Origin of the sequence: Klebsiella sp. Q11, assembly GCF_964241505.1 — a bacterium.
GTDB classification, from domain to species: Bacteria; Pseudomonadota; Gammaproteobacteria; order Enterobacterales; family Enterobacteriaceae; genus Klebsiella; species Klebsiella michiganensis.
In genome coordinates, this window is record NZ_CAXSXW010000041.1 from 1 (window position 1) to 1,190 (window position 1,190).

Here is a 1,190-nt window from a genome sequence, read left to right on the forward strand (position 1 = left end):
CCTGCCTGCCGAGTATGTCAGAATTTCTTCCGGGATGCTTTAGCTCCGTTTCACAAATACCGACAAAATGCCCTCCTTGACGCCACGCTTGCCTTAATCAACGGCGCGTCACTGACGCTGACCAGTATCGGACGTTATTTACCCGGCGCTGCTCAGGTCAAAAACAAAATCAAACGAGTTGATCGTCTACTGGGCAATAAATCACTCCATCAGGATATTCCTCTGATTTTCAATGGCATTATCACCATGCTGACGCGGAAATTATCGCTGTGTGTTATTGCGGTTGACTGGAGTGGCTATCCGTCTCAGGAATATCATGTGCTCCGCGCCAGTCTGCTTTGCGATGGGCGTTCGCTTCCGCTGTTAAGCTGGATAGTCCCGTCAGAAAAGCAGCAGAATGGACAGATACAAAAGGCCTTCCTTGATGCCCTTGCCGGGGCGGTGAACCCGACGGCCAGAGTCATCATCGTTACCGATGCGGGCTTCCAGAATGCCTGGTTCCGGCATATCCGGTCGCTCGGATGGGATTTTATTGGCCGTGTCAGGGGTAATATCCAGATGCGCCTGAACAGCAAAGGTGAATACTGGTTCAGACGTCAGGAATTACAGGCCAGCAGTAAACCAGAATATCTGGGGCCAGGCACGCTTGCACGGGCGGAATATGCCCGGTGTGAGGGACATTTTTATCTGCACAGGAAAGAACCAAAAGGCCGGAAACACCGGCACTCAAGGTGTCGCATAAAACGCAAATCTCAGGTTCGCGACGGGCGCTCTTCAGCAAAAGAGCCGTGGCTCATCTTCAGCAGCACAGACGACTTTAAGCCACGTGAAATCATGAAGTTATACAGTCGCCGAATGCAGATAGAGCAGAACTTCCGCGATGAGAAAAGCGAACGGTTTGGGTTCGGTCTGCGGGCCAGTTACAGCCGTTCAGCGGGAAGAATGCTGGTGCTGAGCCTGCTGGCAACGCTGAGCACAATAGTCCTGTGGCTTATTGGTTATCATGCAGAAAGTAAAGGATTACATGTAAGGTATCAGGCCAACAGTATTAAATCGCGGCGGGTAATCTCTTATCTGACGTTAGCGGAGAATGTCCTGCGACACTCCCCGCTAATATTAAGGCGAACGGTGCTGAGCACCGTTCTTAACCACCTCGCCAGAGCCTACCGAAGTATGGTGCTGGTTTATTA

At 51.4% G+C, this 1,190-nt stretch carries 1 protein-coding gene; it reads left to right on the forward strand.

Annotated elements, in window-relative coordinates; genetic code table 11:
* A partial coding sequence (locus tag ACESQ2_RS28390) for an IS4 family transposase (RefSeq protein ID WP_373171596.1) occupies positions 1-1,190 on the forward strand: 1,190 nt, incomplete at both ends.